We start from the raw sequence: 7,313 nt of genomic DNA on the forward strand, positions 1-7,313 counted from the left end.
ACTCGGTTTCATGCCTTGTTCAAATACATCCGCGTAGTCAGCAGATAAACCGGCAGCCCCGACACCACGATCAACAACGCCGCATAAGGCGCCGCCGCCGCAAACTCAACGTTGGCGGTATGCGCCCAGACCTCGGTGGCCAGGGTGGTCATGCCCGTCGGGCTGAGCAGCAGGGTGGCGGTCAGCTCCTTCATGGCGTCGAGGAACACCAGGGCGAAGGCGGCGGCCAGGGCTGGGAAGATGATCGGCAGGGTCACCCGGCAGAACGCCGCAAAGCTGCTGGCACCCAGGGTGCGGGCCGCTTCTTCCAGCGTCGGCGAGGCCTTGTTCAGGGCAGTGCGCACCGGGGCCTGCGCCAGAGGCAGGAACAGCAACGCATAGGCCAGCAGCAACAGTGCAGTGGTCTGGTACAGCGCCGGCACATAGTGCAATGCGAACACCACCAGGGTCAGCGCGATCACCAGGCCGGGCAGGGCGTGCAGCAGGTACGGCAGGCGCTCGGCCCAAAGCGCCAGGCGGCCCTTGTAGCGCACTACCAGGAAGCTCACCGGCAACGCCAGCAGCACGCAGAACCCTGCGCCGCCCAGCGACACCGACAGCGATGTGAACAGCGCCTTGCTGATCGCCGCCACCGGGAAGGCTGCCGAAGAGCCCACGCTCAGCCAATAGCCGAGCATGGCCAGCGGAATGCCGCTGCCCAATATCGCCAGCCCCAGGCAGAACAGCTGCGCCAGCGGCGTCCAGCCACGCAGGCGTACCGGTTGCGCGCGGCGCGCCACGCCCTGGCCGATGCGCACGTGGCGGGCCTTGCCGCGTACCTTCAGCTCCAGCCACAGCATCACCAGGCACAGCGCCAGCAACACCGCCGACAGCATGGCCGCGTTGGCGTTGCTGAACTCCAGCTCGAACTGCTGGTAGATCGCCGTGGTGAAGGTCTGCAGGCCGAGAATCGACAGGGCGCCGAACTCCACCAGCATGTGCAGGGCAATCAACAGCGCACCGCCCAGCATCGACGGCCACAGCAGCGGCAGGGTGACCTTGGTGAACACGCCCCAGCGGCTGCAGCCCAGGGTGCGCGCCGACTCTTCCAGCGAGGTGTCGAGGTTGCGCAGGGTCGCGGCCACCGGCAGAAACACCAGTGGGTACTTGGACAGCGCCATGACCATGATCGCCCCGCCCAGGCCTTCGAAGTCCGAGCTCAGCGATACCCAGGTAAAGCTGCTGACGAACGACGGCACGGCGAACGGCAGGCACAGCACCACGCCCCACAGCCGGCGGCCCGGCAGGTTGCTGCGTTCGAGCAACCAGGCCAGCGCCATGCCCACCACCATGCAGGCCAGCGTCACCCCGACCATCAGCATCAGGGTGTTGCGCATCAGGCCCCAGACGAATGGCCGCCAGAGCAGGTGCAGCGCTTCGCGCCAGCCGGCTTCCCAGGCTTTCATGGCGACGTACAGCAATGGCAGCAAGCTCATCGCCACCAGGAACAGCACGGGCAGCACCACCCAGATGGAGGGGCGCTTGCGGCGCGGCACGAAACGTACCGGCGCCGGCTGGGACAGGGCGGCAGTCATCAGAGCAGGCCGACCTCGCGTTCAAGCTCGATCGCTTCCTCGGCATTGCCAAGGTCCGCTGGCGAGATTTTTGGCGGGCGCAGGTCTTCGAACGGCTTCAGGCCACGGTCGGAAACCATGCCCTTGTGCAGCGGGTATTCGGCGGTGGTCTGGGTGATCACGCGCTGGCCTTCTTCGCTGGCCATCCAGTTGAGCAGGGCCTGGGCTTCCTTCGGATGCTTGCTGGCCTTGACCGCGCCTGCGCCCGAGATGGTCACCAGGTTGCCGGCGTCGCCGTCGGCCAGGTAGTACAGCTTGGAATCGAGCTTGCCGCGCTCGCGCTCCAGGGCGTACCAGTAGTAGTTGTTCACCAGCACGGCGGCGACTTCGCCTTTTTCCACGGCCTTCAGTGCGACCATGTTGTTGGTGTAGGTTTTGCCGAAGGCTTTCAGGCCGGTCAGCCATTCTTCGGTGGCTTCACGCCCGTGCATCTTGAGGATGGCCACGGCCTGTTCCTGGAAGGCACCGCTGGTCGGCACGTAGCCGACGCGGCCTTCCCATTCGGGGCCGGCGAAATCCATCACGGTGGTCGGCAGGTCTTTCTCATCGACCTTCTTGGGGTTGAACACCACCACCCGGGTGCGTGCGGTCACGCCCATCCAGGTGCCGTTGGCGCCCACATACTCCTTGGGCAGCATGTTCAGCGTGGCGTCGTCGATCTTCGCCAGCAGGCCCAGTTCGCCCAGGTTGTTCAGGGGTGGGGATTCTTCGGTATAGATGATGTCGGCCGGCGAGCGGTCGCCTTCCTCGATGATCTGGCTGGCCAGCTGGTTGCTGCTGCCCTTGCGGATATTGATGTGGATGCCGGTCTTGGCCTCGTAGGCCTTGGCGATGGCTTCGCCGATTTCCTTGTGCTGACCGTTGTACATGGTCAGGGTGACCGGGTCGTCTGCCATGGCGGCCGGAGCGCCGATCACCAGGCTCAGAACTGCGGCGGCCAGGGTGCGCATCAGCGGTTGCGGACGGATCGTCATGCGGGTACTTCCTCGCTTACGGCTACATATTCGGAAACAATGGTAAACGAAATCGTTTCTCAAGTGGCCGGGTGACGAGAAATTCATGGGCAGACCATGGTGCAAAGGCTGCACAGGCGCTGCGAGTGGGGGAGGGGTTAAATCGCAGGCAAGAAAAAACCCACTAGCAAGCTAGTGGGTTTTTGTATGGTGCCCAGGAGAAGACTCGAACTTCCACGACCTTGCGGTCACTGATACCTGAAACCAGCGCGTCTACCAATTCCGCCACCTGGGCAAAGCTTTACATCAGCTGATGAAGGCGACTATCGTTCGCTTTCACACAGTAGTAACAGATCCTTGGTCATCTGTTACTTGAAATACTTGGTGCCCAGGAGAAGACTCGAACTTCCACGACCTTGCGGTCACTGATACCTGAAACCAGCGCGTCTACCAATTCCGCCACCTGGGCACACATTCGAGACTACAAGATGCTTTACAGCGTCGTTCATCTCTACTACAACTTCGGGGTTGTCCGTCGTTGTGGTGCGCACTATACGGACGCTCCCGAGGGCTGTAAAGCCCTCAATCGAAAAAAATTTCAAAAAATTCAACTTGTTGATTCCACAGCCCTATTGCTGCTCGCAGGACATGCCGTTGGGGCTGTCCAAGGCTGACATTTCCGGTTTCAATACGCCTATGCCAGAATTCCTATCTATATACCCCAAGGTGAACCCCTTCTGATGGCCGATTGGCAATCCCTCGATCCCGAGGCCGCTCGCGAAGCGGAAAAATACGACAACCCCATTCCCAGCCGTGAGCTGATCCTGCAGCGCCTTGCCGACCGTGGTGAGCCAGCGGCGCGCGAGGAGCTGGCGGCAGAGTTCGGTCTTCACGAAGAAGACCAGATCGAAGCCCTGCGCCGCCGCCTGCGCGCCATGGAGCGTGACGGCCAGCTTATCTATACCCGGCGCGGCACTTATGCCCCGGTAGACAAGCTGGACCTGATCTGCGGCCGTGTCTCGGGCCACCGCGATGGCTTCGGCTTCCTTATTCCTGACGATGGCAGCGACGACCTGTTCCTCAGCCCGTCGCAGATGCGCCTGGTGTTCGATGGCGACCGCGCTCTGGCCCGGGTCTCCGGTGTGGACCGCCGTGGCCGGCGCGAAGGCGTGCTGGTCGAGGTCATCTCCCGCGCCCATGAAAGCGTGGTGGGCCGCTACTTCGAAGAAGGCGGCATCGGCTACGTGACCCCGGACAACCCGAAGATCCAGCAGGAAGTGCTGGTGACCGCCGGGCGTAACGGTGGCGCCAAGATTGGCCAGTTCGTCGAGATCAAGATCACCCACTGGCCAACCCCACGCTTCCAGCCGCAAGGCGACGTGGTCGAGGTCATCGGCAACTACATGGCGCCGGGCATGGAAATCGACGTTGCCCTGCGCAGCTACGATATCCCGCACGTCTGGCCGCAGGACGTGATCAAGGAAGCGCGCAAGTTCCGCTCCGAAGTCGAAGAGAAGGACAAGGAAAAGCGCATCGACCTGCGCCACCTGCCGTTCGTCACCATCGACGGCGAGGACGCCCGCGACTTCGACGATGCCGTCTATTGCGAACCGCTGGGCAAGCTGCGCCTGTTCTCCGGTGGCTGGCGCCTGTACGTGGCCATCGCCGACGTGTCGAGCTACGTGCGCCTGGGTTCGGCCCTGGACGTCGAGGCCCAGCAGCGCGGCAACTCGGTGTACTTCCCCGAGCGCGTGGTGCCGATGCTCCCCGAAGAGCTGTCCAACGGGCTGTGCTCGCTGAACCCGCACGTCGATCGCCTGGCCATGGTCTGCGAAATGACCATCAACAAAGCCGGGCAGATGGTCGACTACCAGTTCTACGAAGGGGTGATCCACTCCCATGCGCGCCTGACCTACAACAAGGTCAGCAGCATGCTCGAGCATGCCCGTACCCGTGAGGGCAAGGCCCTGCGCGAGGAATACAAGGCGGTCGTGCCGGACCTGAAGAACCTGTACAACCTGTACAAGGTGCTGGTGGATGCGCGCCATGTGCGTGGCGCCATCGACTTCGAGACCCAGGAAACCCGCATCATCTTCGGTGCCGAGCGCAAGATCGCGGAAATCCGCCCGACCGTGCGCAACGATGCCCACAAGCTGATCGAGGAATGCATGCTGGCGGCCAACGTCGCCACCGCCGAATTCCTCCACAAGCATGGTGTGCCGGCGCTGTACCGCGTGCACGACGGCCCGCCGCCGGAGCGCCTGGAAAAGCTGCGCGCCTTCCTCGGCGAGCTGGGCCTGAGCCTGCACAAGGGCAAGGACCCATCGCCCAAGGACTACCAGGCCCTGCTGGCGAGCATCGCCGAGCGCCCGGACTTCCACCTGATCCAGACCGTGATGCTGCGCTCGTTGAGCCAGGCGGTGTACAGCACCGAAAACAACGGCCACTTCGGCTTGAACTACGAGGCGTACACCCACTTCACCTCGCCGATCCGCCGTTACCCGGACCTGCTGGTGCACCGCGCCATCCGCAGCATCATCCGCTCCAAGGTCGATACCCCGCACGTCAAGCGTGCCGGCGCCATGAGCATTCCCAAGGCGCGTATCTACCCCTACGACGAGAACACCCTCGAGCAGTTGGGCGAACAATGCTCGATGACCGAGCGCCGCGCCGACGAAGCCACCCGCGACGTGGTCAACTGGCTCAAGTGCGAGTTCATGAAGGACCGCGTGGGCGAGACCTTCCCGGGCGTGATCACCGCCGTCACCGGTTTTGGCCTGTTCGTCGAGCTGACCGATATCTACGTGGAAGGCCTGGTGCACGTCAGTGCGCTGCCGGGCGACTACTACCACTTCGACCCTGTGCACCACCGCCTGTCGGGTGAGCGTACCGGGCGCAGCTTCCGCCTGGGTGACACCATCGAGGTGAAGGTCATGCGCGTCGACCTCGACGAGCGCAAGATCGACTTCGAAGTGTCCGAGCAGCAGCTCGCCGCGCCGATCGGCCGCAAGGGCCGTGGCGCCGCACCTGCCGCCGACAAGCCCGAGCAGCAGCCGGTGGTGGAGGCCAAGGCCACGCCCAAGCCGCGCAGCCGCAAGAGCGAAGCCGCTGAAGCGTACTTCCCCAAGGACGCCGTGCAGCGCAACGCCGAAGTGCGCAAGAGCCGCGAGATGAAGAAGGCGCTGATGAGCGAGGCGCGCACCGGCGGCCATGCCAGCAGCAAGTCGGAGAAGGGCGCCAAGCCGTCCGGCAAGCCGACCAAGCACCGTAAAGGCCCGCCGAAGTCCGGCGCGCCACGCAAGAGCAAGAACAAGTCATGAGTCAGCTGGAAAAGATCTACGGCGTGCACGCCGTGCAGGCGCTGCTGCAGCACCATCCGAAGCGGGTCAAGCAGATCTGGCTGTCGGAAGGGCGCAGCGAGCCGCGCATCCAGGCGTTGCTGGCGCTGGCTGCCGAAAACCGCGTCGCGGTCGGCCAGGCCGAGCGCCGTGAGCTGGATGCCTGGGTCGAGGGCGTGCACCAGGGCGTGGTGGCCGAGGTCAGCCCGAGCCAGGTGTGGGGCGAGCTGATGCTCGAGGAATTGCTCGAGCGCACCGAAACCCCGCCGCTGATCCTGGTGCTGGACGGTGTCACCGACCCGCACAACCTCGGCGCCTGCCTGCGCACTGCCGATGCGGCCGGTGCCACGGCGGTGGTGGTGCCCAAGGACAAGTCGGCGACCCTGACGCCGGTGGTGCGCAAGGTTGCCTGCGGCGCTGCGGAGGTGATCCCGCTGGTGGCCGTGACCAACCTCGCGCGTACCCTGGAAAAGCTCCAGCAGCGCGGCCTGTGGGTGGTCGGCACCGCGGGCGAGGCGGAGCAGGAGATCTATCAGCAGGACCTGACCGGGCCTCTGGTGATGATCATGGGCGCCGAAGGCAAGGGCATGCGCCGCCTGACCCGCGAGCATTGCGATTTCCTGGTGAAGTTGCCGATGGGCGGTAGCGTCAGCAGCCTGAACGTTTCGGTAGCCACCGGGGTGTGCCTCTTCGAGGCCGTGCGTCAGCGCCAGGCCAAGCGCTGAGCCCATGGCCCTATCGCCGGCAAGCCGGCTCCCACAGTGAATGCCTTGGTGATCCTGTGGGAGCCGGCTTGCCGGCGATAGGGCCCTTTAAGCTGGGAAAGTGTTTCCGGCTGTTCAAATAATCGCCAATCACCTTGCTTGTGTGCCCCGCCTTCTCTACAATTGCGCCCCTTGCCGAGCTGGCAGGCGCGCATGTGCCTCCCCTCCATGGCAAGACACACAGTGTCATTCACTCCTTGTCTGACTAGATATCCTGGCAGACTACTAACCCGTAAGGAGCATTCATGCGTCATTACGAAATCATCTTCCTGGTTCACCCGGACCAGAGCGAGCAAGTCGGCGGCATGGTTGAGCGTTACACCAAGCTGATCGAAGAAGACGGCGGCAAAATCCACCGCCTGGAAGACTGGGGCCGTCGTCAACTGGCCTACGCAATCAACAATGTTCACAAGGCTCACTACGTGATGCTGAACGTTGAGTGCACCGGCAAGGCCCTGGCCGAGCTGGAAGACAACTTCCGCTACAACGATGCCGTGATCCGTAACCTGGTCATCCGTCGCGACGAAGCCGTTACCGGCCAGTCCGAGATGCTGAAGGCTGAAGAGAACCGCAGCGAGCGCCGTGAGCGTCGCGAGCGTCCTGAGCATGCTGACTCCGCCGAAGGCGACGACAGCAATGACAGCG

The 7,313-nt window shown here is 63.7% G+C and carries 5 protein-coding genes and 2 tRNA genes; 3 read left to right on the forward strand and 4 right to left on the reverse strand.

What is annotated here, in order from left to right; translation table 11 throughout:
* Nucleotides 1–8: 8 nt before the first annotated feature.
* From B3E94_RS13325 to B3E94_RS13340, 4 genes are all read right to left on the reverse strand, one after another.
* Nucleotides 9–1,574, reverse strand: a complete 1,566-nt coding sequence (locus B3E94_RS13325) for an ABC transporter permease (RefSeq protein ID WP_236237120.1) — start codon at nt 1,572–1,574, stop codon at nt 9–11.
* The gene (locus tag B3E94_RS13330) at nt 1,574–2,587 is read right to left on the reverse strand and encodes an extracellular solute-binding protein (protein WP_176516057.1); all 1,014 of its coding nucleotides are present in this window, start codon (nt 2,585–2,587) and stop codon (nt 1,574–1,576) included. The genes B3E94_RS13325 and B3E94_RS13330 overlap by 1 nt, the downstream gene beginning before the upstream one ends.
* Nucleotides 2,588–2,774: 187 nt before the next feature.
* Nucleotides 2,775–2,861, reverse strand: a tRNA-Leu gene (locus B3E94_RS13335).
* An 87-nt stretch (nt 2,862–2,948) separates the two neighbouring features.
* Nucleotides 2,949–3,035, reverse strand: a tRNA-Leu gene (locus B3E94_RS13340).
* Nucleotides 3,036–3,306: 271 nt separating this feature from the next.
* Here B3E94_RS13340 and rnr point away from each other — a divergent pair.
* The 3 genes from rnr to rpsF all read left to right on the forward strand — a co-directional run.
* Nucleotides 3,307–5,886: a ribonuclease R gene (gene rnr / locus B3E94_RS13345; protein ID WP_286913860.1), complete on the forward strand. Its 2,580-nt coding sequence runs from the start codon at nt 3,307–3,309 to the stop codon at nt 5,884–5,886.
* Nucleotides 5,883–6,629 carry a 23S rRNA (guanosine(2251)-2'-O)-methyltransferase RlmB gene (gene rlmB / locus B3E94_RS13350; RefSeq protein ID WP_008089831.1) on the forward strand — a complete coding sequence of 249 codons (747 nt, stop codon included), beginning with the start codon at nt 5,883–5,885 and terminating at the stop codon, nt 6,627–6,629. The genes rnr and rlmB overlap by 4 nt, the downstream gene beginning before the upstream one ends.
* A 284-nt stretch (nt 6,630–6,913) precedes the next feature.
* Nucleotides 6,914–7,313 (forward strand): 30S ribosomal protein S6 (gene rpsF / locus B3E94_RS13355; RefSeq protein WP_286913863.1); only part of this gene is annotated, 400 nt, incomplete at its 3' end.

It is taken from the genome of Pseudomonas sp. UBA6315, from assembly GCF_002438125.1.
GTDB classification, from domain to species: domain Bacteria; phylum Pseudomonadota; class Gammaproteobacteria; order Pseudomonadales; family Pseudomonadaceae; genus Aquipseudomonas; species Aquipseudomonas faucium.